At 62.8% G+C, this 22,707-nt stretch carries 21 protein-coding genes and 1 pseudogene; 6 read left to right on the forward strand and 16 right to left on the reverse strand.

Features of this window, described 5'->3' with window-relative positions:
• Nucleotides 1-70 precede the first annotated feature (70 nt).
• A complete protein-coding gene (locus NKJ40_RS18145) occupies nt 71-874 on the forward strand; it encodes a hypothetical protein (protein WP_352467198.1) in 804 nt (267 codons plus the stop codon).
• Nucleotides 875-908: 34 nt separating this feature from the next.
• On the opposite strand, the gene NKJ40_RS18150 is transcribed toward NKJ40_RS18145, so the two are convergent.
• A complete protein-coding gene (locus NKJ40_RS18150) occupies nt 909-2,240 on the reverse strand; it encodes a dihydroorotase (protein WP_352467199.1) in 1,332 nt (443 codons plus the stop codon).
• 82 nt (nt 2,241-2,322) lie between these two features.
• On the opposite strand from NKJ40_RS18150, the gene ygfZ reads away from it, so the two are divergent.
• From ygfZ to NKJ40_RS18165, 3 genes are all read left to right on the forward strand, one after another.
• Nucleotides 2,323-3,183, forward strand: a complete 861-nt coding sequence (ygfZ, locus tag NKJ40_RS18155; protein WP_352467243.1) for a CAF17-like 4Fe-4S cluster assembly/insertion protein YgfZ — start codon at nt 2,323-2,325, stop codon at nt 3,181-3,183.
• Nucleotides 3,183-3,815, forward strand: coding sequence for a YfbR-like 5'-deoxynucleotidase (locus NKJ40_RS18160; protein WP_352467200.1), 633 nt, complete (start codon nt 3,183-3,185; stop codon nt 3,813-3,815). The genes ygfZ and NKJ40_RS18160 overlap by 1 nt, the downstream gene beginning before the upstream one ends.
• Nucleotides 3,816-3,879: 64 nt before the next feature.
• Nucleotides 3,880-6,018: a putative bifunctional diguanylate cyclase/phosphodiesterase gene (locus NKJ40_RS18165; protein WP_352467201.1), complete on the forward strand. Its 2,139-nt coding sequence runs from the start codon at nt 3,880-3,882 to the stop codon at nt 6,016-6,018.
• A gap of 91 nt (nt 6,019-6,109) precedes the next feature.
• On the opposite strand, the gene NKJ40_RS18170 is transcribed toward NKJ40_RS18165, so the two are convergent.
• From NKJ40_RS18170 to NKJ40_RS18225, 12 genes and pseudogenes are all read right to left on the reverse strand, one after another.
• Complete coding sequence (locus NKJ40_RS18170) at nt 6,110-6,382, reverse strand: DUF3303 domain-containing protein (protein WP_023719871.1); 273 nt, start codon at nt 6,380-6,382, stop codon at nt 6,110-6,112.
• Between the two features lie 21 nt (nt 6,383-6,403).
• Nucleotides 6,404-7,867 (reverse strand): RimK family ATP-grasp domain-containing protein, encoded by a 1,464-nt coding sequence (locus NKJ40_RS18175; RefSeq protein WP_352467202.1) that lies wholly within the window; start codon nt 7,865-7,867, stop codon nt 6,404-6,406.
• On the reverse strand, nt 7,864-8,970 hold the full coding sequence (locus tag NKJ40_RS18180; protein WP_352467203.1) for a peptidase C39 family protein: 1,107 nt from the start codon (nt 8,968-8,970) through the stop codon (nt 7,864-7,866). The genes NKJ40_RS18175 and NKJ40_RS18180 overlap by 4 nt, the downstream gene beginning before the upstream one ends.
• Nucleotides 8,971-9,178: 208 nt before the next feature.
• The gene (locus tag NKJ40_RS18185) at nt 9,179-9,973 is read right to left on the reverse strand and encodes an anti-sigma factor family protein (RefSeq protein ID WP_352467204.1); all 795 of its coding nucleotides are present in this window, start codon (nt 9,971-9,973) and stop codon (nt 9,179-9,181) included.
• A gap of 2 nt (nt 9,974-9,975) precedes the next feature.
• Nucleotides 9,976-10,488: a sigma-70 family RNA polymerase sigma factor gene (locus tag NKJ40_RS18190; protein WP_292657948.1), complete on the reverse strand. Its 513-nt coding sequence runs from the start codon at nt 10,486-10,488 to the stop codon at nt 9,976-9,978.
• Between the two features lie 165 nt (nt 10,489-10,653).
• A complete protein-coding gene (locus NKJ40_RS18195) occupies nt 10,654-11,073 on the reverse strand; it encodes a type II toxin-antitoxin system VapC family toxin (protein WP_352467244.1) in 420 nt (139 codons plus the stop codon).
• Nucleotides 11,070-11,312: a type II toxin-antitoxin system VapB family antitoxin gene (locus NKJ40_RS18200; RefSeq protein ID WP_352467245.1), complete on the reverse strand. Its 243-nt coding sequence runs from the start codon at nt 11,310-11,312 to the stop codon at nt 11,070-11,072. Before NKJ40_RS18200 ends, NKJ40_RS18195 begins: the two co-directional genes overlap by 4 nt.
• A gap of 60 nt (nt 11,313-11,372) precedes the next feature.
• A complete protein-coding gene (locus tag NKJ40_RS18205) occupies nt 11,373-14,072 on the reverse strand; it encodes a DUF2339 domain-containing protein (protein ID WP_352467205.1) in 2,700 nt (899 codons plus the stop codon).
• A gap of 84 nt (nt 14,073-14,156) precedes the next feature.
• Nucleotides 14,157-14,297, reverse strand: coding sequence for a PaaI family thioesterase (locus NKJ40_RS18210; protein WP_352467206.1), 141 nt, complete (start codon nt 14,295-14,297; stop codon nt 14,157-14,159).
• Nucleotides 14,298-14,411: 114 nt separating this feature from the next.
• Nucleotides 14,412-15,185, reverse strand: a complete 774-nt coding sequence (recO, locus tag NKJ40_RS18215; RefSeq protein ID WP_352467207.1) for a DNA repair protein RecO — start codon at nt 15,183-15,185, stop codon at nt 14,412-14,414.
• A gap of 116 nt (nt 15,186-15,301) precedes the next feature.
• Nucleotides 15,302-16,389, reverse strand: a pseudogene (locus NKJ40_RS18220) (porin).
• A 361-nt stretch (nt 16,390-16,750) separates the two neighbouring features.
• The gene (locus NKJ40_RS18225) at nt 16,751-17,455 is read right to left on the reverse strand and encodes an antitoxin Xre/MbcA/ParS-like domain-containing protein (protein ID WP_352467208.1); all 705 of its coding nucleotides are present in this window, start codon (nt 17,453-17,455) and stop codon (nt 16,751-16,753) included.
• Nucleotides 17,456-17,803: 348 nt separating this feature from the next.
• Between NKJ40_RS18225 and NKJ40_RS18230 the strand changes: the two genes are divergently transcribed.
• Both NKJ40_RS18230 and NKJ40_RS18235 read left to right on the forward strand, forming a co-directional pair.
• Entirely contained in the window at nt 17,804-18,607 is an 804-nt protein-coding gene (locus NKJ40_RS18230; RefSeq protein ID WP_352467209.1) for a CPBP family intramembrane glutamic endopeptidase, read from the forward strand.
• A gap of 108 nt (nt 18,608-18,715) precedes the next feature.
• Nucleotides 18,716-20,212, forward strand: coding sequence for a winged helix-turn-helix domain-containing tetratricopeptide repeat protein (locus tag NKJ40_RS18235; protein WP_352467210.1), 1,497 nt, complete (start codon nt 18,716-18,718; stop codon nt 20,210-20,212).
• Nucleotides 20,213-20,259: 47 nt separating this feature from the next.
• Here NKJ40_RS18235 and era read toward each other — a convergent pair whose 3' ends face one another.
• From era to lepB, 3 genes are read right to left on the reverse strand one after another with little or no spacing between them, the layout of a single operon-like run.
• Nucleotides 20,260-21,186: a GTPase Era gene (gene era / locus NKJ40_RS18240; protein WP_352467211.1), complete on the reverse strand. Its 927-nt coding sequence runs from the start codon at nt 21,184-21,186 to the stop codon at nt 20,260-20,262.
• Entirely contained in the window at nt 21,183-21,908 is a 726-nt protein-coding gene (gene rnc, locus NKJ40_RS18245; RefSeq protein WP_352467212.1) for a ribonuclease III, read from the reverse strand. Before rnc ends, era begins: the two co-directional genes overlap by 4 nt.
• A 4-nt stretch (nt 21,909-21,912) precedes the next feature.
• Nucleotides 21,913-22,662 carry a signal peptidase I gene (lepB, locus tag NKJ40_RS18250; RefSeq protein ID WP_352467213.1) on the reverse strand — a complete coding sequence of 250 codons (750 nt, stop codon included), beginning with the start codon at nt 22,660-22,662 and terminating at the stop codon, nt 21,913-21,915.
• Between the last annotated feature and the right edge of the window lie 45 nt (nt 22,663-22,707).

Consider the following 22,707-nt stretch of genomic DNA (forward strand, 5'->3'; position numbering starts at 1 on the left):
TTGACGACGGCGCGCCGCCGGACATCGTGTCCGGGCACATGGATGGGCTGGAACCAGGGAGTAGCAGGCGGTGAATTTTTCGATATCAGGCAAGCCGCGCGGCCTGGTCCTCAGCATTTGGCTTACTGCTTCCTGCGCCACGATTCCCCTTGCACTGTTTCTTGCGAGCAGTCCCGCTCACGCCCTCAGCGAGATCAAGCGCGAAGACCTGCCTTCGCCGGTCACACCGCCGCCCGACGGCGACATGTCGCCGCCTGGAAGTACCGTGCCGATGCCCGGCCCGCTCGGCACGACACCACCTGCAGCCAGCCAGCCGACTCCGTCCGACGAGCCAGAGCAAACCGAACCGAAAGGGCCAGCAGACGATGGCGGGATGGCCAATCCGCATGTCGATCCGGACGCGCCTGTGCCCGAAGTCGTCTACGACCTTGCCAAGTTGCCGGAACCGGTCAGGCGCATGCACGATCTGATCGTCGAGGCCTGCAAGAGCGGCGACATCGAAAGACTGCGGCCGCTGATCGGTGCGGGCGACATGATGACCCAATTGTCGCTAGGCGACATGGAGGGCGACCCGATCGCCTTCCTGAAAGGGCTTTCGGGCGACACGGAAGGCCAGGAAATCCTCGCCATCCTGGAAGAGGTGCTCAATGCCGGCTATGTCCACGTCGATGCAGGCACTCCGCAGGATCTCTACGTCTGGCCGTATTTTTTCGCCCTGCCGCTGGACAAGCTCGACGCCAGGCAGCGGGTCGAGTTGTTCAAGATCGTCACCGCAAGCGACTATGACAACATGAAGCAGTTCGGTGCCTACATCTTCTACCGAGTCGGCATCACGCCGACCGGGCAATGGACGTTCTTCGTCGCCGGGGATTGAGTGGTCTAGCCTGGCCCTTATCGAGGCAGGGAGCCTAGCGCGCCAGCGCCTCGGAAAACTCCACCGCCCTACCCTGGCCCGGCGCGACGATCTCGCCTTCCCACATCACGCGCCGGCCGCGAACGATGGTGCCGACCGGCCAGCCGGTCACCTGCCCGCCGTCATAAGGCGTCCAGCCGGCCTTGGAGCCTTGCTGGGCGTTGGCGATGGTCTCGCGGCGCTTCAGATCGACGATGGTCAGATCGGCGTCGTAGCCGGCGGCAATACGGCCTTTCCTGGCGATGCCGAAAATACGCTGCGGGCCGTGGCTGGTCAGGTCGACAAAGCGCTGCAACGTCAGCCGGCCGGCGTTGACATGGTCCAACATGATCGGCACCAAAGTCTGCACCCCGGTCATGCCGGACGGCGACGCCGGATAAGGCTTTGCCTTCTCGGCCAGCGTGTGCGGCGCATGGTCGGAGCCGAGCACATCAATGATGCCTTGCGAAACACCGTGCCAGACCCCGTCGCGATGGCGCGTGGCGCGCACCGGCGGGTTCATCTGGATCAACGTACCGAGCTGCGCATAATCATCGGCGCTCAGCGTCAAATGATGCGGCGTCGCCTCGCAGGTCGCGACATCCTTGTGCTGTTCGAGAAAGCCTATCTCCTCGGCGGTCGAGATGTGCAGCACATGGATCCGGGCGCGGACCTGGCGCGCGATTCGCACAAGGCGCTCCGTGCAGCGCAACGCAGCGATCTCGTCGCGCCACACCGGATGTGAAGACGGATCGCCCGCGATGCGCTCGCCAAGCCGCTCGCGCAGCCGGAACTCGTCCTCGGAGTGAAAAGCGGCGCGGCGGCGTGTGTTCCTCAGGATCGAGGCAACGCCTTCGTCATCCTCGACCAGCAGGTCGCCGGTGGACGAGCCCATGAACACTTTTATGCCGGCCGCACCCGGCAGCCGCTCAAGATCGCCGGCGTCTTTCGAATTGTCGCGGGTGCCGCCGACCCAGAAGGCAAAGTCGCAATGCATGCGGCCGGTGGCACGCCGCACCTTGTCGGCTAGGGTTGCCTCGCTGGTGGTCAGCGGATTGGTGTTCGGCATCTCGAAGACGGCGGTGACGCCGCCGAGCACCGCTGCCCGCGAGCCCGTCTCCAGATCTTCCTTGTGCTCCAGGCCCGGCTCGCGGAAATGCACCTGGCTGTCGACGACGCCCGGCAGGATGTGCAGACCGCGGCAGTCGATCGTCTCGCCCGCAGATGCCTGGCGGAGGTCGCCGATGGCAGCGATGCGCCCACCATTGATACCGACGTCGCGAAAACCCTCGCCGTCGTGATTGACCACGGTGCCGCCTGTCAGGATGAGATCGTAGATGGGGGCCATACGGATCCGGTCTCTTGCGAGGGAAGTGCCAGCGGCTTACGTAATGGCCGACAGTTTTGCAAGATCAGGCTCGTTTCCCACCATGCCCTTTGCCTCGCTCAGAGATCGCGCACTCGTTTCCGTGTCCGGGCCGGATGCCGAGCACTTTTTGCAGAACATCCTGACCACCGACCTCGACGCGCTCGGCAGCAGCGAAGCAAAGCCCGGCGCGCTGCTGACGCCGCAAGGCAAGATCCTTTTTGACTTCCTGATCTCGCGCGCCGGCGAAAATGCTTTCCGGCTCGAATGCCGTGCTGAGACCGCCGATGACTTCATGCGCCGGCTGACGCTCTACAAGTTGCGCGCCAAAGTCCAAATTGCCAAGCTGGATCAGCCGGTTGTGACCGTCCTATGGGAAAGCGATTCAACCGCCTCGCAATTTGAATCAGCACCGTTTGCCGATGCGCGGTTCGTCGATGCTATCGTCAAGCGCTTCTATGATGGCACCGCAGAAGGAGGCGACCTTGCCGCATGGCAAGCCTTTCGCATCGCCCATGGCATTGCCGAAAGCGGCGAGGACTACCAGCTCGGCGATGCGTTTCCGCATGACGTGCTGCTCGACGAGATCGGCGGCGTCGGCTTCAAGAAGGGCTGCTATGTCGGCCAGGAGGTCGTCTCGCGTATGCAGCATCGCGGCACTGCCAGGCGCCGGGTGTTGATCGTCTCGGCTGAACGCTCCCTGCCCGCCTCGGGCGCAGAGTTGACGGTGGAGGGGCGACCGGTCGGCACGCTTGGCTCGACCGCCGGCACGACAGGCCTTGCCATTACCCGCATCGACCGGGTCAAGGCAGCGCTCGACGCCGGCCTGCCGATACTGGCTGATGACGTCGCCGTGTCGCTCGCCATCCCATCCTGGGCGAAATTCAGCTTTCCGCAGGAAGCCGTCGGCGCGGAGGACGCCTGATGGCGGCCGATCGCGCCGGGGCGCCGCCGCGCGCCTGGCAGCGCATGCTGTCCGGGCGACGGCTCGATCTGCTCGACCCCTCGCCGCTCGACATCGAGATCTCAGATATCGCGCACGGCCTTGCCCGCGTCGCGCGGTGGAACGGCCAGACCAGAGGCGAGCACGCCTTTTCGGTCGCCCAGCATTCGCTGCTGGTCGAAACGCTTGTCGGCGAGCTGATGCGTGATGCCGACGCCGATGCGCGATTGGCGGCGCTGCTGCACGACGCGCCGGAATATGTCATCGGTGACATGATCTCCCCGTTCAAATCCGTTATGGGCGGCAGCTACAGGGATTGCGAGATCAGGCTGCAGCGCGCCATCCATCTGCGCTTTTCACTGCCGGCGGAACTCGACGCGGGACTGCGCAAGGAGATCAAGCGAGCGGATCAGATCGCCGCTTATTTCGAAGCAACGCTGCTTGCGGGGTTTTCGACGGCAGAGGCGACCGAGTTCTTCGGCAGGCCGCGCGGTTTCAACGCCGAGCGCTTCGATGTCACGCCGCGCTCGGTGACATGGGCGCAGAATGCCTTTCTCAAGCGCTTTGCGGCGATCGAAAAGTCGCGACGCCAGACTGCCGTTCCAGCCGGCTGAAAACGGTAAATTAACCGGCAGGGACAACAGTGCCGTGGTTAACCATGGTCCATAGGCTTGCCTCATGCCCGTTGCCGGTATCAAGGCTGGTTCGTCCGTCCGCCGACGGAGGGCCAAAGGCGTTGGTCAGCCGCAACCTATTGAAGACGAGCTGCGCGAACAGAACGAGCGTTTTTCGGCAGCGGTCGAGAACATGTCGCATGGTCTGTGCATGTTCGATGCTGATGAACGGATGATCATTTGCAACAGAAACTACGTCAACATCTTTCGCCTCGACGCCGAAGTGGTGCGGCCCGGCATCCGGTTTTTCGACATCCTCCAGCACAGCGTGGATATCGGCATCGCCTCGCAAAGCGCTGAGCAACTCTATGCCATCCGCAAGCCCTATATCGACCAGGCAAAACCTTCCACCTATGAGGAAACGCTTGCAGACGGGCGCATCGTCAACATTTCGCACCGGCCGCTGGCGTCAGGTGGTTGGGTATCGATCTACGAGGACATCACCGAGCAACGGCGCGCCGAGCAGGAGTTGAAGGAGCAGCACCGCCGTTTCGACGCGGCACTTGCCAACATGTCGCAAGGCCTTTTGATGTACGATGCGGACGGCAAGCTGATCGTGCGCAACGAACGTTTCCTGGAACTTTATCATGTCAGGCCGGCCGACTTCCCACTTGGCATGAGTCACCATGATGCGTTCAAGCGGCTGCTGGAACTGGGTATTTATACAAAGCTCGACCCCGACAGCGAAATCTCGCAAATCGAAGCCTGCCTGCGGGCGGGGAAAACACACGTAACGCATCGCCATCTCGCTGACGGCAGAACGCTGCTGGTTGCGCGCCGGCCGATGAGCGGCGGCGGCTGGGTCGCGACGTTCGACGATGTCACCGAGCGCAGGCGCGTGGAAGAGCGCATGACCCATCTTGCGCACCACGACACACTGACCAACCTGCCCAATCGCTCGATGCTTCGCGAACGGCTGGACCAAGCCCTCAGCGAGACGACAGACGGATCGCTGGCGATATTCTCGCTCGACCTCGATCACTTCAAGGCAGTCAATGATAGTTGGGGGCACCCCGCTGGCGACTGGCTGCTGAAATGCGTGGCCGAACGGCTGCAACGGTGCCTGCGCAATGAAACGGACGTTGTCTCCCGCTTCGGCGGCGACGAATTCGTCATCATCCAGTTCAATCTCAAAAGCCCGGCCGATGCGGAAAAGCTGGCCAAACGTATCATCGAGATCATCGGAAAGCCGTTTCGCGACAAGAGACACGACATGCGCGTCGGCATCAGTGTCGGCATCGCGCTGTTTCCGAGTGACGGCAAGGACGCCGACACGTTGCTGAAAAACGCCGATATGGCGCTCTATCGGGCAAAGAGCGAAGGGCGCAACCTCTACCGCTTCTTCGAACCAGCCATGGACGCGATGGTGCGGGCACGCCGGGCGCTCGAAATCGATCTCAGGGCAGCGCTGTCGCGCCGCGAATTCGAGCTGGATTTCCAGCCGATCATGAACATCGCCTCCGGCGAGATCGTCGGTGCCGAAGCCTTGATGCGCTGGCGTTCGCCGGTGCGCGGCCTGGTGCGGCCGGACGACTTCATTCCGGCCGCCGAGGAGACCGGGCTGATCGTGCCGCTTGGAGAATGGGCGCTGCGAAAAGCCTGCACGACCGCGGCAGGATGGGCGCCTTTGCGCGTTGCAGTCAATGTCTCGGCCGTGCAGATCAAAAGCGGCACCTTTGCCCGCAGCGTCATCTCGGCATTGGCGTTCTCGGGCGTGCCGGCCAACCGGCTTGAACTGGAAATCACCGAAACGGTGCTGATGGACGAGAGCGATCTGGTGCTCAAGACACTCAGGCAGCTACGCGATCTGGGCGTCCGCATCGCGCTGGACGATTTCGGCACCGGCTATTCCTCGCTCGGCTACCTCAGGCGCTTTCCCGTCGACAAGATCAAGATCGATCGTTCCTTCATCAGCGATATCGACAGCCGCGATACCGCGGCAATCGTGCGCACCATCATCGGGCTTGGCGCACAGCTGGGCATCACCGTCACCGCCGAGGGTGTCGAGACCGAAGCGCAGCTTGAATTCCTGCAACAAGAGGGTTGCGTCGAGGCCCAGGGCTATTTGATCGGGGTGCCGTCAAAAGCGTCGGACATTAATCGGCTGCTGAAGTCGAGCGCGACGATCAGGCAGTCTGGCTAAGTACGACAGCCGGGCGAGCCAGTCATCGGCTCAGCCTGGAGATCTGCTATCAATACAATGTCTGGATATATCTCGTCGAAGCGCGCGCGGGTCAGAGATGTCCGCTCAATGCCTCCACCATATCCTTGTTCGTCGCCACGGGAACGATCTCGAATTCGACCAGATCCGCCCATTCGATGACCCACCGCTGCAGGAGCGTGACGTCATCGGCCTCCACCAGCAGGAAGCAGCGGCTCATATCCGCTGCGATCCAGCTGTGGTGCACGAGAAGCGCGTCCGGCTTCAGGCGGCCCTGGTCGCGGAAACGGCGGTAGATCTCCTTACGGTCGCAGCCGCGAAAATCCTCGGTTACGAAGAACAGCATCTTTTCCCCTCAATTCGGATGTCATCGGCCCGGCCGGTCCAACCGCTCCAGGAACCACTGCGTCAGCCGCACCCAGACCTCGTCTTTTTCGCCGGAGTCTTCCCAGCCGTGGTCGAGGTTGGGGTTATCGTTGACCTCGATGACGAAGACGCCGTCCCTGGTTTCTTTGAGGTCGACGCCGTAGAGGCCGTCGCCAATGCAGCGCGCCGCACTGACCGCCGTCTCGACGACGTGGGCCGGCGCTTCCTTCAGGGTGAAGGTCTTGATGCCGCCCTGGTCGGGCTTGCCGTTGGCCTTATGATTGACGATCTGCCAATGTTTCTTGGCCATCAGATAATGGACGGCAAACAAAGGTTGGCCGCCGAGGACACCGACGCGCCAATCATATTCCGTCGGAATGAATTTTTGCGCGATCAGGAGGTCGGAATCCTCCAGCCATTCGGTTGCGAGCGTCTTCAACTCTTCGAAGGTGCCGCATTTCTTGACGCCGCGCGAAAACGAGGAGTCCGGGATCTTCAGCACCAGGGGGAAGCCCAGCGTCTGCGCCGCAACTTCCAGATCCGAGATGCCGGCAATCATCACCGTCGGCGGCACCGGTACCTTGTTGTAGGTCATCAGCTCGTTGAGATAGACCTTGTTGGTGCAGCGGATCATCGACAGCGGATCGTCGATGACCGGCATGCCTTCCTGCTGGGCGCGGCGGGCAAAGCGGTAGGTGTGGTTGGAGATCGAGGTGGTCTCGCGGATGAACAGCGCGTCGTAGTTGGCGAGTTTGGCCAGATCCCGCTTGGTGATCGGCTCGATTTCGACGCCCATCTTTTCGGCGATCTTTGCCCAGTGGCGCAGCGACGAAATCTCCGACGGCGGCAGTTCCTCATGCGGATCGACCAGCGTGGCGAAAGTGTAGCGCGCCGGCGTGCGGCCCTTGGTGTCACGCCACTCGCGGTTGGTGTAGGTCTCCAGGCACTGGAGAAAGTGCGTTTCCTCGTCCTCGGTCATCCTGGCCAGGGGATGGAAGCCGATCTTGCGGATCGAGGCCCATTCGGCGCTGTCCCTGATGTGGACCTCGAGCGCCGGGGCACGAAACCAGTCGAACAGCAGCTTGGCGAAGCGGTCCCAGATCCTGGACGGTCCGATGCCGAAGAAGATGCAGACCTTCTGCGGGAAAGCGCCGCTCAGGTCCTTGCGGCACTTGTTGAGTGCGAGTTCGAGTTCCGGCAACGCGTGCTCGTAGAGCTTGCGCTCCGACAGATCAATCATCGTCTCGACAGTCGGGATGACCTTGTGGCCACGCGAACCGGCGAGCAGCGAAGCGTAATAGCCGCGGCTCTGGTAGCCGTAATTGTTCGACAGGTTGATAACCTTCGGCCGCTGACCGCGAAACAGTGCCGGATGGGCAAGGTAGTCGCGATTGGTGATGATCTTGTGCGGCGTCGCCACCTGGTCGAGATCGTTCTGCCGGCCGGTAAGGATGACCCAGGTCATTGGCTATTGCGCTTTCCGAGAGTGATGGCGGCGCGCAATCCGTCGCGGCCGAATTGCGCCATGTTCATGAAGATGCCGTAAGGCACGGGAATGTTGGCAGCATCGAGGATCGTCTCCTGCCGCTCGTCCTCGACCCAGGGGTCGTGGATCAGGATATGATCGCCATCGTCACCGATGGCCAATACCCAGTGCGGAACCTTCTTGCCGAACATCAGGAAGCCGCTGATCAGGACCAGTACCAGTTTTCCCTCTGCGATCGCGGTGCGAATGTCGTCAAGCCCGAATGAACGGTAATTCACCGGGATGCCGTAAAGTTCCGCGCGGCGTCGAAAGTCGACCTGCGCCAGTTCCATCACCCGGCGCTTGTCCTCGCTGCGCACCGACTGCAGGAACAGCGCGCCGTAGAAGGAGACATAGATCTCAGCAGCAAGCCCGCTCTCATAGCCGGCGACGGCAAGCCCGAACGGCTCGCAGCCGCCGGGGCCGGACATCATGAAAACAGTCGTCGCCTCACGCCACAGCCGGATTTCCATCACCGGGTCCGGCACGAATCCGGGGCCGAAGTAAGCCATCGCCATCATCAGGCAGCATGGTCCGCAGGTGAATTCGCAAGTCTGCTGATAAAACGGCACTTCGGTGGCGACCGGAATGTCGCCGCGCAACGTCTTTTCATAGCGCAGCGCCGTGGCGCCATCCTCGTAATAGTCCAGCTCGCGGCCGATCTTGCGGTAGCCGCTCTGCTCGTAGATCTGGATCGCGCGGGGGTTGTCCTCGCGGACTTCCAAACGAAGCATCATGCGGCCGTGCTCGAAAGCGGCGGCTTCGGCCTCTTCCAGCAGCAGCCGGCCAACGCCACGGCCGCCGAAAAATGGACCGACGGCAATCGAATAAAGCCGCGCGACGCCGCTGCCCTTGCGAAACAGCACGACTGCATAGCCGGCGACGCGGCCATCGCTTTCGCCAACCAGCAGTTCGGCGGTGTCGCGTTCGATCAGTTGGCGAAAGGAGCGGCGAGAAATGCGATCGCTCGAGAAAACGGCTTTTTCGATGGCGGCGAGGTCATCGACGTCGGACGCGCGGGCCTTGCGAATCTCGGCAGGCATGCGGGCTCAGAAAACCTCGATTGGGTTGTGGAAACGGCCCTAGTCTAAACATCGGTCACACCAGCCGAAGTGCCAGCATTCAGCAAGCGCTATCGCACCTCGATTAGGGCCGAATTGTGACAGTTTTGACGGCAGGCAGGTCGCGGAAAGGCTTTGAACGACCTTCGTGTTTTGGCATCGGCGCGGCTCCGGAAAAACAAGCGCCTGCTCAGCTTTGCAAGCCCGCCAGAAGCTGGCCATAGGCGCTCTTGGCCACCGCGGCCAATCGCTCGCGCGGCAGTGAGCCGACGACGGCGCAGCCATAACCCTTGTCCAGCCAGTAGACGGCCTCAGGACCATCTTCCTCAGACCCATAGGTGCCCTTGGCCTTGGCCGCTGATTCGGCGGTGACGAAGAGCGATATGCGCTCGCCCTTGTCATCCTCATAAAGCAGCATCGCGGCCTTGCCCTGGCCGGCAGGCAGCAGCCGGCCACCGACCAGTTGGAATCCTTGCGCCGCCAGATCCGGTGCAACGAGCTTCAAACCCACCTGGTTCGACAACCAGCTCTGCAAATGATCCTTGTCGCTTGCCGGCACTTCCACCGCATGCCGCTTTTCGGCGGCATAGATGACGTGGGCGGCGATCGCCTCTTCGGCAAGCTGGTCTTCGGCCGTGTTTTCCAGGCCGAGGCGGCCGATGCCGGCAAGGTAGCCGCCAGCGCCGCCAAGCACCAGGATGGCGGCAGCGGCGGCCGCAAGCCACCAACGCGAGCGCGACGGCGCCGCTCTCACCACCGGCGCCTCGCCTTGCACCACCTTGCTCAGCCGCACCGGGACGGGTTCGTCCAGCACGCCGTTAAACGCTGCGCGCAACGCTGCCCGGTCGGCGGCGTAGCGTGCGCTCTTGGCCTTCATCTCGGCATTGGCCTCGAGCCATGCCTCATAGGCCGTCCGCTCGTCGCCCGGCAACTCGCCATCGAGAGCCATGTGGATGTCGCGTTCGGAGAAATCGCGCCGGCTCATTTCTAGACGATCCTTATCGAGCGGCGGCGCGCGGTATCATCCAGCAGCGCGCGCAGTTCCTCACGCCCGCGCGCGATGCGCGACATTAAGGTGCCGGCGGGAACTCCAAGGATGTTGGCGGCTTCGGCATAGGAAAACCCTTCGATGGCGACCATCACAAGCGCCGCGCGCCGGTCCGGGCTGATCGCCTGCAGCGCGTCGACGATCTCGCGCGAAGCGATGCTCTCGACCTGCTCGGCGGGTGCTGCCTGCGCCTCGCTTGCCTCGAGCGGCAGCATCGCCGCCTCGCCGCGCCGGTTCACCTTGCGCATCTGGTCGATGAACAAATGGTGCATGATCGTAAACAGCCACCTCCTGGGGCTTTCTCCTGTCTGCCAATTGTCGAGCCGCACAAGCGCCCGCTCGAGACAGTCCTGGACGAGATCGTCGGCGGAATCGCGGTCGCGCAACAGCGAGCGTGCATAGCGGCGCAGACGCGGTATTTCACCAAGGATTGCTGCCTTCTTTTCGTCCATGACCGCTGGTTCTGAGGCCCCTGCCCGTGGTGATTGAACGCGCCTTTGCAGCGCGGCGCAAGCGGCCAGCGCGAAGCGGTCCGCCGCCCCGGTCACCCAAGCAACTGAATAACGCTGCCAATGGCAGGTTTATTCCCGGCTTGCATCCGATTGTCAAAACGCCGGTTACGCCAGATCCGTCTGAAGAAAATCGTCGCCCTTGTAGAGCAACGGAAGATCTAGGGCCTTTGCGCAGGCGTAGGCGAAGCAATCGCCAAAATTGAGATCGGCCGGATGACCGACCGCCTTGCCGTAGCGGATGCTCGCGTCGATAGCGCGCGCGCCGATGTCCTCGTCGATAGGTACATTGCGGGCACTGATTTCGACAATGAACGAATCGACTAGATCGCGCGCCACGGCCAGCAATTCGGGCATCGGCTTTTTGGAAACGGCGTTTATGCGTCCAAGGGCAAGTGTCGCCTCGAGCCGAACAAGCGCGGAAATATGCAGCTGACTGACGGCACCAGAGATTCGCTTGAGCAATTCCGCCCAACCCGGTTCCTTGGCGAGAATGGCGACGATGACCGACGCATCGACGAACATCAGTCTTCCCACATCTCGTCGGTGAACGCCTTCATGTCGAAGTTGGGATCGGACGGCCCCAACGCAGCATACCTGGCCTGTAGCGCCGCAATTCTGTCGCGCAGGGGCTTGCGGGCGCGGTTGCGCTCGAGCTCGTGCAAAAGCGCGGTCCGCACTGCTTCCGTCTTGCTCGGGGCGTTGGTCTCACGCTGCAGTTTTGCGGCCAGCGCATCCACCTCGTCGTCGCGAATATAGAGAGGCAACTGAATATCTCCTTTGGAATATTCATATATTCCATCTTGAATATTCATGCAACTTGACCCTTACGTCCCTTTCGCCGCCCTTGTCAGCAGCCGCTGATAGAACAAGCCGATGCCGATGAGCACCGCGCCGAGGCCGATGAAGGACAGCGCCCGAAACACGCCTTCCAGCTCCGACATGTCGAAGATGAAGACTTTGAGCACGGCGATCGAGATCAGCGCCGCCGACGCTATGCGCAGCACCTGCGACTTCAGCCAGACACCAGCGGTGAGCAGCACCACGCCGATGACCAGCCATAGTGCCGAATAAGTATAGGTCTCGAGCTGGCCGAGACCGCTCCACAGCCCGATGAACTCGCCCTTGAATAGGCGCCTGACCGACAGCGTGGCATAGGCAAAAGCGAGCACCGCCGCCACCACCGCCAGCATCGCCGCATACCATTGCGGCCGCTTGTCACGGGCATAGAGTGCCAATGCGCCTGCCGCAACCGCCGGCAAGAGGTAGGCGAGGAACAGAAGGTTGAACATCGGAATGCTGCCGGTCGATTCATCCGTCAGCAACGGGTTCAGCGCCAGAAAATGCTGGAGGACGATGAAGGCGACCGAGACCACGCCCGCTGCAATCGAGCCGTAGCGTAGCACCGAACTTGGCGATCGCATGTCTATGGCGACCAGGATGGCACCGGCACCGATGGCGATCAGCGTGTAGATCGCCTGTTCGGCAAGCGTCGCAGCAGCCGTATCGATGACGCCGCCATGCATGACATGGCGCACCAGCATGGCGACGGTGAGCAGGCAAAACAGCGCGGCGCCGGCCTCCATGGCGAGGCGCGGCCGGCCATTGGTGGTGCGGGCGAGTTGCCAGGCGGCAAAGCCGAAGGCGAGCGCCGGCACGCCATATCCAAGCAGCAGCCAGTTGAACACCGGCGTCTTCGACAGGAACTCGGCACCGACGATGGTCGGGTCGAAGGCAACGCGGCCGAGCACTGCAATCACCGCACCAACCGAAATCCAGCCAAGCACCGGATAGCTACGCCAGCGCGTTGCCAGCGCCGGCACGACGGCGGCTGCTCCGAGCAGGATGGTTGTCCAGCCCGAACCAAAGGCCATGTGCAGCATCAGCAGGCCGGCAATCGCCGCCCCGCCGAGCGCGAGGGAGACAGCAGCGCCGCCGGTTAGCGGCGGCGCTTCGCCGCGCGCTATCCACTCGCCGCCGGCGACGAAGACTCCGACCAAAACGGCTGCGACCGCCGCATAAGCAAGGTCACGGTCGAGATTGCCGAAGGTAGACCAGAGCGCCAGCAGGATGACCAGTGGCGCGACAGCGCTCCAGGCCGCCCATGCGGCGGCGCGCAGCCAGCCAGGGGCCGCAAAACGGCGCGCCGCCCAAAAGCCGGCGCCGATGAAGACCAAGCCCAGCGCGATGCCGATCCTGAGCATCAAGGCATCGGACGCCACAACCGGCACGCCATCGACACCGAGAGCGCCGCCCGAAAAATCGACGGCGACCGTGGTCGGCGGAATGATGCCGAGATAGACCAGCACCGTCGCCAGCCCGGCGGCGTGCAGCAGTGCCAGCGCCCGCGGCCGATAGAGCGCCACCGCCACCAGGGCTGCGACAAGGGCTGCGCCCTGCAAGGCATCGCCGGCGGCGGCAAAGACCGGATCGACGAACAGGGCCAGCGCTGAAAGAGCGACGAAGAAGCCCGGCGCGATCGACGGCCAATCGAAGCCGCTGCCGGCGACCGCTTCGCCGCGACGGCCGAGCCAGACGAAGGCGAGCACGGCCAGTGTCACCACGTCGATAAAGAGGATGACGGAAAGCTTCGCCCCCGGCGCGTCGGTCATGTAGAAGATGGTCCAGATGCCCGTGGCGACGAAAGCCGCCGCCATCAAAAGCCTCCAGTCGCGGATGCGGGCGATGACGCCAGTGGCGGCGAGCACGATCGCCAGATAGCCGAACAGCGCCCACGGATTGGGCGCCTGCGAGGCGACCAGCAGCGGCGTCACCATGGCGCCGAGCAGGCCGACGCCGGCCAGCGCCTGACCGTGGACCAGGCTTGCCGCGATCGTCGCCACCCCGATGGCGCCGAGTAGCGTGAAAGCGAGCGTCGGGCCGATGAAGCCGTAAATGCTGTACGCGGCGTAGACGGTACCGAACAGGATGAAGGCGCCGGCCGCCGTCAGGATCGCCGGGATATAGGCACCGGCGGCACCTTGCACCGGCACCCTGAAGCCGGTGCGCCGGATGAACTCGCCGCCGGCGACCAGCACCAGCCCGAGTGCCGCCGCCATGACAAGCCGCACGCGTGGCCCGAATATGCCGGCCTCGATGGTGTAGCGGATGAGGAACAGGCCGCCCAGCGCCAGCGCGATGCCGCCGACCCAGACTGCCCAGCGAGTACCGAGCGCCGTTTCGACGTCGGACTGGCGGGCGGCCTTCGCCGCTGCCGCCGGTTGCGCCCGCCCCGGTGCGGACGGCGCCGTTGTATCGGCATCGGCCTCTGTGGCTGATGCTACCGCTGCGGTCCCTGGCGATGCGGCCATATCGGCTGCGGCCGCCGGCGGGATTGCGGCATCCGCCGGTTTGCTGTCGTTTGCAGCCGGTTCCTTGGCTTGCGGCGGCAGCACAGGCGCGCCTGAAAGCACAAGGCTGCGCAAGGCGCCAAGCTCGCGCTCGATCAGGCCGATGCGGCTCTGCTGGCGTGAAATGATGACGAACAGCGCGATAATGGCGACGAGGCCAATCAGGCTTTCAAACATGGCGGTTCCCCCAAACCAAGCCAGTTGTCACTGACATTCAATCTTCAGTGACATTCAAATGCGGCGGCCAAACGGCCGGTCCATTCAACGTGCCGCCAGGTTGGCCGCCGGAAAGATCGAGCATGTTTCGGTGCCGAAAGCCAGCAGCTTGCCATTGGCGTCCTTCAGCACCGCTTCTGAAACCGCCAGCGTGCGGCCCTTGTGCACCACTTTGCCCTCGCACACCACCTCGCCGTCCTTGGCGTGATCGGCCGCGTCAAATTTTCACTTTGAACTCGGCCGTCGCATAGGCCTCGCCCACCTGCGGAATGGTGCCAAGGTCGAGCGGCGAAACGTTGCTCATCTGGTGGTTTCTGCAGCGCTCGGCTTGCCGGATTCATGGCCGGGTGAATGATGCCTGCGCAAGGCGGCGAGAAACCCGGCGCGGGCGCCGGGAGGCTCGATGCCGCGCGGCTCGTAGACATGGCGGGTCAAAAAGAAGCCGGTCAGCCGGAAAGCGTCCTCGATCGCCGCCGGATCGGCGCGCAGCCCGGAGCCGCGCTGTAGGAAGGAAGGCAGCGCCAGCATCTTGTCGCGCCACGGCGCGCCCGCCGCCCGCGACACGGCGCGGCCGGATTTCGGCGAGACATAGGCAAGGTCCTGACTGGTGCCGGTCGCCGCACACTGGCTGAGATCGAGGCCGAAACCGAGTTCGTCGAGTACCAGCAGCTCGAAGCGGGCCACCAACTCGCCGGCGGCATCGGCATCGTCGAGATGAGCGATCATCACCGCAAGCGTCTCATAGAGACCGCCATGGGCGTCGCGCTCAGGCAGAAGACGCAAATGCGCGGCCATCGTCTGCAGGCCGTAGACGGCAACGGCGCTGTCCATCAGCCGGGCGGCGTTCATCTCGATGGCCTCGACCTGGAAGGTGCCGAGATGCTCGTCGAGCCGCGCCCGCCACAACAGGTCGACGCGATTGCCGGGCTGCAAGACAGGCTGCTGTTTTCGCGAACGGCCGCCGCGCACGAGACCGAGATGGCGGCCATGCGCACGTGTCATCACCTCGAGAATGGCGCTGGTTTCGCCATGCTTGCGGGTGCCGAGAATGATTCCCTCGTCGCGCCATTCCATGACGAGAGCTTGTCACCGGTTGCATGGCGAAATCAAGATGAGCGACTTATCCGCCGCCAAACCAAAACGGCCCGTAGCGTATCGCTACGGGCCTTTTTTGCGAAATCGTCGTTTGATCAGAACGAGCGCTGGAAGCGGAAGATGCCGCCGATTGCGTCGGCATCGTCGGCATCGAAATTGTCGTAATAATCGACTTCGGCGGTGATCGTGTAACCAGGAACGATGGTGTAGGCGACGTTGGCCGCAACGGCGAAGTCTTGGTCGTCGGTATAGGAGACCTGGGCGTTCAAAGAGGTCTTCTTGTTGACGGCATAGCTGCCGCCGCCCCAGACGGCAAAGTTGCCAGTCCACGGTTTGTAAAAGTTCTTTGCGACGTTGTCGTCGCTGCCGTAGCCCGCCATCACGAACAGGGTCAGGTCAGTAATCGGCTTGACGTCGAGGCGAGCTTTGCCGGCCCATTCTTCCGACGTGCTGTTATAGGCGCCGACCGCGGTGATCGCACCCCAGTCACCCTTGTATTTCACGCCGCCGACGACAAACGGAACGTAGCTGTCGATCGACTGGTCAGCGCCGGAGCCCGTTTCGACCGAGGCGACCGCCGTAAAGCCATTATCGCCGTCGAAATAGTAACTGATCAGGTTGGTGTCCTTGGTACGTAAGGAATGATAGTGTCCTGGACGACGCTGCCGGCGTAGCCGATGAACGAATCATAGACAGTTTCATCCTTACCGACGCGGAAACCTCCAAGCTGGATCCAGGCGAAGTTCAGGGTAACCGCCTTGTTGTCCTGCACGCTGAAAGCAACACCGCTCACGGTGCGTTTGGTATTGCCGAAGTTGAAACGGGTCTCGGTGTACGTCTTCAACGTGCCGAGTTCGGTTTCCTGGCCGGTCCACGTCTTCAGATTGAAGCGGGCATTCTTGTTCCAGGTCTGCTGCTCGTCACCGTCCATAAGGTCGTGTGTCGTCGCGCCGTCGAAAACGCGGCCACCGTCGCCGAAGCTGGCGTCATAGCGGACATAACCGCCGATGCGCAGGCAGGTCTCGGTGCCGGGGATGTAGAAGTAGCCGGCGCCGTAGACGTCACAAATCTTGACGTATTCGGCGGGTTCCGGCTCGGCGACCACAACAGCGTCGGCGGCGCGCGCGCCGGAGACCGCGACGAATGCCGCGGCTGAGCCGAGAAGAAGGCTCTTGATATTCATTTTCTGACCTCTCCAGTCAAAGTTACAAATGGCTTTGGATTCATGGGTTGAACGGCTGAACGCCTCACCCACGTCGAAAAAGGCGCGCACCGCACCCCCTCTTCAGGCGGCGAACATACTCATCCGCATGTCAGTCTCAATGACGATTCCAAAAATAATCAATGTTTGCGTAACAGAAGAAATCCGTGTTGCGTAAATATCACTTCACTTTTTCTTCACGTTTTCTCCCGGCACAAACGAGACATTGTCACAATTGTACGAAAATATACTTTATACCATTAGCCGGCGAACCGGTCAGAGTCGATTGACATTCCTTTTACGTATTCTTTTTTGGAATAGACTTCTAACGTTGGCAGCGAGATCAAGCCAACTTCGCCATCGCTGCGTACTGTGCGGCAAGAACGACTTCCGCCACCAGATCCTGTTTGAGCATGTCAATGGGAATACGTCCGGCAAGGCCGGGCGCGGGGCCGATCAGCCACGACCAGGCACGCCGCGGATCGGGCATCGCGGACGACACCTCCTTGATACCCGGCGCCGGCCTGCCGTCGATGAACTGGGCCAGGGGAAATACATGCTTGCGGCCACCGGTGCGCAACGCAACGACCGTACCGCTCCGCTGCCAGCGATGCAGGGTCGAGCGCGATATGCCGAGATTTTCCTGCAGGAATGTCGACCCGGCAACCCGACCGGCCCAGTCCTCGACCCGCATCGCATCGCGATCGCCCGTTCCGGCCAGGCGTCGGATGTCTGCCCCTCGGCCTCCGTGCGCCGTCGCCAGAGGCGTCCGGGCACTGCGTTCCGTCGCTTCGGCCGCCAATATCCGCACGAAACGCGACGCCATGCCGGGTAATCTTTCCTGCATGGTATCGATCGCGCTGATGTCGGTCGGCGCAAGCAAAGCGACGGCGGCGGCAACGGCGCCGGCGACCCTGCCCGCTGCAACGACCGCATCGCTGTTCGTCACCTTGCCTTGCCGCGCCAGCACGCGCTCGATCTCAACAGCGACGGCGTTTGCAAACTCGGTCTGACGGATGGGGTCGATGCGATTCCAAGTCCCGGTCATGTCCTAATCTGGCTGCTTGCCCGCCTGTTCCGGTTTGCTCGGAAGCGGGTCTTTCGCACAGCCTATAGGCAGGGTGTGTGACGGAGAGACGACGATCGGGAACCATGCACGATCGCAGTGTCGGCAGGTGCTCCAGCCGGTCTAACTGGCCGGTTCTGCATGAAATATCGGAAATTTCTCAGAACCCGCTCAGGATTTCGGGTCGCGCCGGTGCCAATAAGAAACGGGTCGACCGACGTGGTCGGCGCATGGCCTCCCGGAACGATTCGGCCGGCTGTTCAAGATGCAAGTCGACCGATCGGGCAGCCCGGCGACCTCTCATTGTCATCTGCCCGTGAGAGGCCCGACATGACTTCTTTCCTGCTCCTGGTTCGGCAGCATCAGTTGGCTGCCTTCTTTTCGTTGGCGCTTGCCCTGACCTGGTTTGCCTTCATCCCGTTCTACCTGTCGAATGGCGATAGCATTCCCTGGTTTACCTTCGGCCCGATGCTGTCCGGATTCGTCGTCGCAGCCCTCTCCGGAGGCTGGACTTCGGTCAAGGCCATTCTCGCTTCCATGGTGAAGTGGCGGGTATCTCCGTTGTGGTATCTGGTGGCATTCGGCCTGCCATTCGGCACGCAGCTTGCCTCGATCCTGGTCAATCCGCTGTTCGGCTCGGCGACGCCGGCCTGGAGCAATATTCCTGCTGCCACTGAGATGCTGCCGATCATCGCGCTGTATGCGGTCTTCAGCGGCCCGCTTGGCGAAGAGCCTGGATGGCGCGGCTTTGCGACACCGCGTCTGCTGGCCAAGCATCCGGCGCTGGCCGGAAGCCTGATCCTCGGCGCGATCTGGGCGATCTGGCATTTTCCGCTCGGCCTAATCGGCGACCTCAGCGTCTACGGCACAGTCAACGTCCTGCTGGCGGCAGTGGTATTTACCTGGCTCTATCAGAACACCGGCAGTGTGCTTCTCGCCATTCTGATGCATGTCACCCATCAGAACAGCGTACGCTTCCTCGGCAAGGTGTTCATCGACGCCGACCATGTGCAGCAGCAATGGATCGGTGTTGCGATCTGGGCGGTGGCTGCGGTCGCCATCGTTGCCGTCTACGGCACCGAGAGCTTCGTACGCAGGTCGGCAACGCAGCCCGCCCTCGCTGGTGTCGTCTAATATGCGGCGCCCAAATCCAAAGCGCCGCTTTTCGGCGGCGGTAGACCTTGACCCAGCCCTCCAGCCGTAGGCCAATACAGGCACGGCTTCAGGGAGCGGGCCGTTTCGATGGCGGTTTCGGCCACTGATCAGGTTTTTCAGTTCGGCGGTTTCACGCTCGATCTGGGCAAAGGCACGCTCGGCCGGGTCGAACAGCCGGCCTTCCTGCGGCCGAAAGCCTACGCATTGCTGACGCATCTCGCCCGCCACATCGGCCGTGTGGTGCCGAAGTCGGAATTGATGGATGCGGTCTGGCCGGGTGTTTTCGTCACCGAGGATTCGCTGACGCAGTCGATTCGCGAGATCCGCAAGGTGCTCGGCGAGGAAACGATACGGACCGTATCGAAGCGCGGCTACATGCTGATCCCTGAAATCGAGCCGGTGCCCGACCCCGGCGCGCAGCCGATCGTGGCGGTGCTCAGGTTTCGCAATGACGGCGCCGATTCGGCCGACGAAGCAATCGTCGACGGTATTGCCGAAGACATTATCAACGGCCTCGCCCGCTTCGGCACGCTGACAGTTCTGGCGCGCAATTCGAGCTTCTCGTTTGCCTCATATTCGCCCAGTGAATGGCCTGTCGTACGCTCGCGCATCGGCGCCGACTATCTCGTCGAGGGCTCGGTGCGGCGGCAGGCAGACAGCATCGTCTGTGCGGTCAATCTCGTTGACGCAGCCAGCGCTTCCCAGCTCTGGGGGGATCGCTACCAGGCCGACTACGCCGGCCTGTCCGCCATCCAGCAGGAGATCGTCGAAAAGATCGTCGGCCGGCTGGTGGTTCGGTTGAACAATGCCGGCCTGCAACGTGCCTCGCGGCAGCCGGTAGCTAGCCTCGCCGCCCACGAACTGGTGCTGCGCGGCGTCGCCTTGCTGCGCGATCCAGCGCAAAGCGAACTGAAAGAAGCGGCAGCGTTTTTCGAGGCGGCGATCGTCAGGGACCCGGCCTATGGCCTTGCTTACACCTATCTGGCGCTGTCGCATGTGCTTAACAGCGAATTCGGACCCATCAGCGACGCCGTTCTGACGAAGGCCCGCGACCTGGCCGACCGGGGCATCGCATTGTCGCCGGACCAGGCAACGGCACACCGCATCCAGTCGCTGGTGCGGCTCAATATGCGCGACCACGAGGCGGCCGAGCATCATTTACGCATCGCGCTCGAGCTCAATCCGGGCGACGCGGACTGTATCGAGCAAATGGGGCATCTGTTGACGATGCGCGGCCGGCCGCTCGACGCGCTCGCCTGGCTGGCGCGCGCCATCCGCATCAACCCGCTGCATCCTCACTGGTATCAGTACGATCGCGCGCTTGCGCTATACATGCTGGGCGAATACCGCACTGCCGCCGAGGCGCTGGAGCTGGCGACGCGACCGACGCCGTGGATCCGCACCCGGCTTGCCGCCTGTTACGCTCAGTTCGGCGACATGCAGGCGGCAAGGCGCCAGGCTGCGCTGATCAACGCCGACGGCTCCGATTTCTCGCCGCTCGACTATGCAAGAACGGGCATCCCGTTCGAAAACGCCTCTGACGCAGAACATCTTGCCGACGGCGTGTCGCTGGCACTTGGGTAATCCTGAGGCGGCCAACAGGCCGCTCGGCGGATCGCCCAAACAGGCTCTCAATGCGGAAATTCGAGCCCCATTTCACGGTAGCGCTCGGGATCGTCGCCCCAGTTCTCGCGCACCTTGACGAACAGGAAGAGGTGCACCTTCTGCTCGAGTATGCCTGCGATTTCCATGCGCGCGGCCTGGCCGATGGCGCGGATCGTCTCGCCCTTATGGCCGAGCACGATCTTCTTCTGGCTGTCGCGCTCGACATAGATGGTCTGGTCGATGCGCACCGAGCCGTCCTTCTTCTCTTCCCATTTCTCGGTCTCGATGTGGGAGGAATAGGGCAGTTCCTGATGCAGCCTGAGATAGAGCTTTTCGCGGGTGATCTCGGCCGCGAGTTGGCGCATCGGCAGGTCGGAGATCTGGTCTTCCGGATAGTACCAGGGGCCGGCCGGCAAGGTCTCGGCGAGATAGTCGAGCAGGTCCCTGCAGCCGGACCCGGTCAGCGCCGAAACCATGAAGGTGCGCTTGAACGGCACCCTTTCATTGGCTGCCGCCGACAATGCGAGCAACGTCTCGTGCTTGACCCGATCGACCTTGTTGAGGATCAACACCATCGGCTGCCGGACATCCTTCAGCCGCTCGAGGATGGCGTCGGCATCGCCCCGGATGCCGCGCTCGGCATCGATCAAGAGCAGCACGATATCGGCGTCCTTGGCACCGCCCCAGGCTGTGGTCACCATCGCGGTGTCCAGCCGGCGCTTCGGCTTGAATATGCCCGGCGTGTCGACGAAGACGATCTGCGCGTTGTTGTGGGTGGCAATGCCGCGCACGATAGCGCGCGTGGTCTGCACCTTGTGCGTCACGATCGACACCTTGGCGCCGACCAATTGGTTGACCAGCGTCGATTTCCCCGCATTGGGCGCGCCGATCAGCGCGACGAAGCCGGAGCGGGTAGCGGGCGCTTCTGTTGCCGGAGCTTCGGTGGCGTTCATGCGGCACTCCCTTGATTGAGCCAGACGCCTTCCCGCTGCAGAAGTGCCGCGGCTGCAGCTTGCTCCGCCTCGCGCTTGGAGCGCCCGCTGCCGGTCGCCGGCGGATAGGCGCCGACCTTGACGCTGACGGTGAACAGCGGATCGTGGTCCGGTCCCTCCCGGCTGTCGATTATGTAAACCGGCACTGCGCCTGCCGCCTGATGCGCCCATTCCTGAAGTTCGGTTTTCGCATCGCGACGGGCGGCGTCAATGGCTTGCGAGCGCGGCTGCCAGTATCTGTGGATGAACGCACGGGCCGCTTCCAACCCGCCGTCGAGATAGAGCACGGCGATCAGCGATTCCAATGCATCGGCGCGCAGATTGACGCGCTTGCGCCCATCGAGGCCGCGTACGTCCGAACCGGCGCGAACGAGTTCCGGCAGGCCGATCTCCTCGGCGATCTCCGCCAGGGCCTCGGCGTTGACCAGCGCGTTCAATCTCAGCGATAGCTCACCCTCGGCGGCGTCGGGAAATGCTGCCAGTAGCATATCGGCAACGACAAGGCCGAGAACGCGGTCGCCCAGGAATTCGAAACGTTCGTAGTCGATGCCGGCATGACTGCCGCGAGCGCTGGCATGGGTCAGCGCCCGCTGCAGGCGCTGGTGGTCGCCAAAACTGTGGCCGGTGCGCTCCTTGAGCGCATCGGCGAGCGCATCGGCGGTCAGCCGTTTCGTCGCCGCCATGGCCCTAATTGACGAAATGGAACAGGCGCGAGGCGCGCATCTGCGACGGCCATTTCCAGATTTCGAGCGGGCTGGCGCTGCCGCCGATCGAGAAGAAGATGAGATTGGCGCGGCCGACCAAGTTCTCCTCCGGCACGAAGCCGACCGTGAAGCGGCTGTCCGACGAGTTGTCGCGATTGTCGCCCATCATGAAATAGTGACCGGGCGGCACCTTGAACTCTTTGGTATTGTCGCCGATCGAGGCCTGCGTCAGGTCGAGCGTGTCGTAGGTGACGCCGTTCGGCAGCGTCTCGCGATAGACATCGACCGGCCCGTTCTCCTCGGTGATGTCGCGGTTGTCGATCTGCCCGACCTTGACGCGCGGCACGCTCACGTCGTTGATGAAGAGCTGGCCATCCTTGACCTGGATCTTGTCGCCCGGCAGGCCGACGACGCGCTTGATATAATCGACGGAAGGATCCGGCGGAAACTTGAACACCACCACGTCGCCGCGCTTCGGCTCTGAGCCCCAGATGCGGCCCGAAAAGATGTTCGGCCCGAACGGCAGTGAATAGCGGGAGAAGCCGTAGGACCACTTGGTGACGAAGAGATAGTCGCCTTCGAGCAAAGTCGGCCGCATCGACCCGGACGGGATCGAGAACGGCTGGAACAGGAGCGTGCGGATCACCAGCGCAAGCAGCAGGGCCTGGACGATGACGCTGACGGTTTCGCCAAGTCCGCCGGATTTCTTCTGGGTTTTTTCAGCCACGCTCATGTCGTCCTCGATTGTGCGTTGGATGGTATAGAGTCTCGGCGCGCG

The sequence above is a fragment of the Mesorhizobium sp. M0119 genome, from assembly GCF_040322615.1.
Classification (GTDB): Bacteria; Pseudomonadota; Alphaproteobacteria; order Rhizobiales; family Rhizobiaceae; genus Mesorhizobium.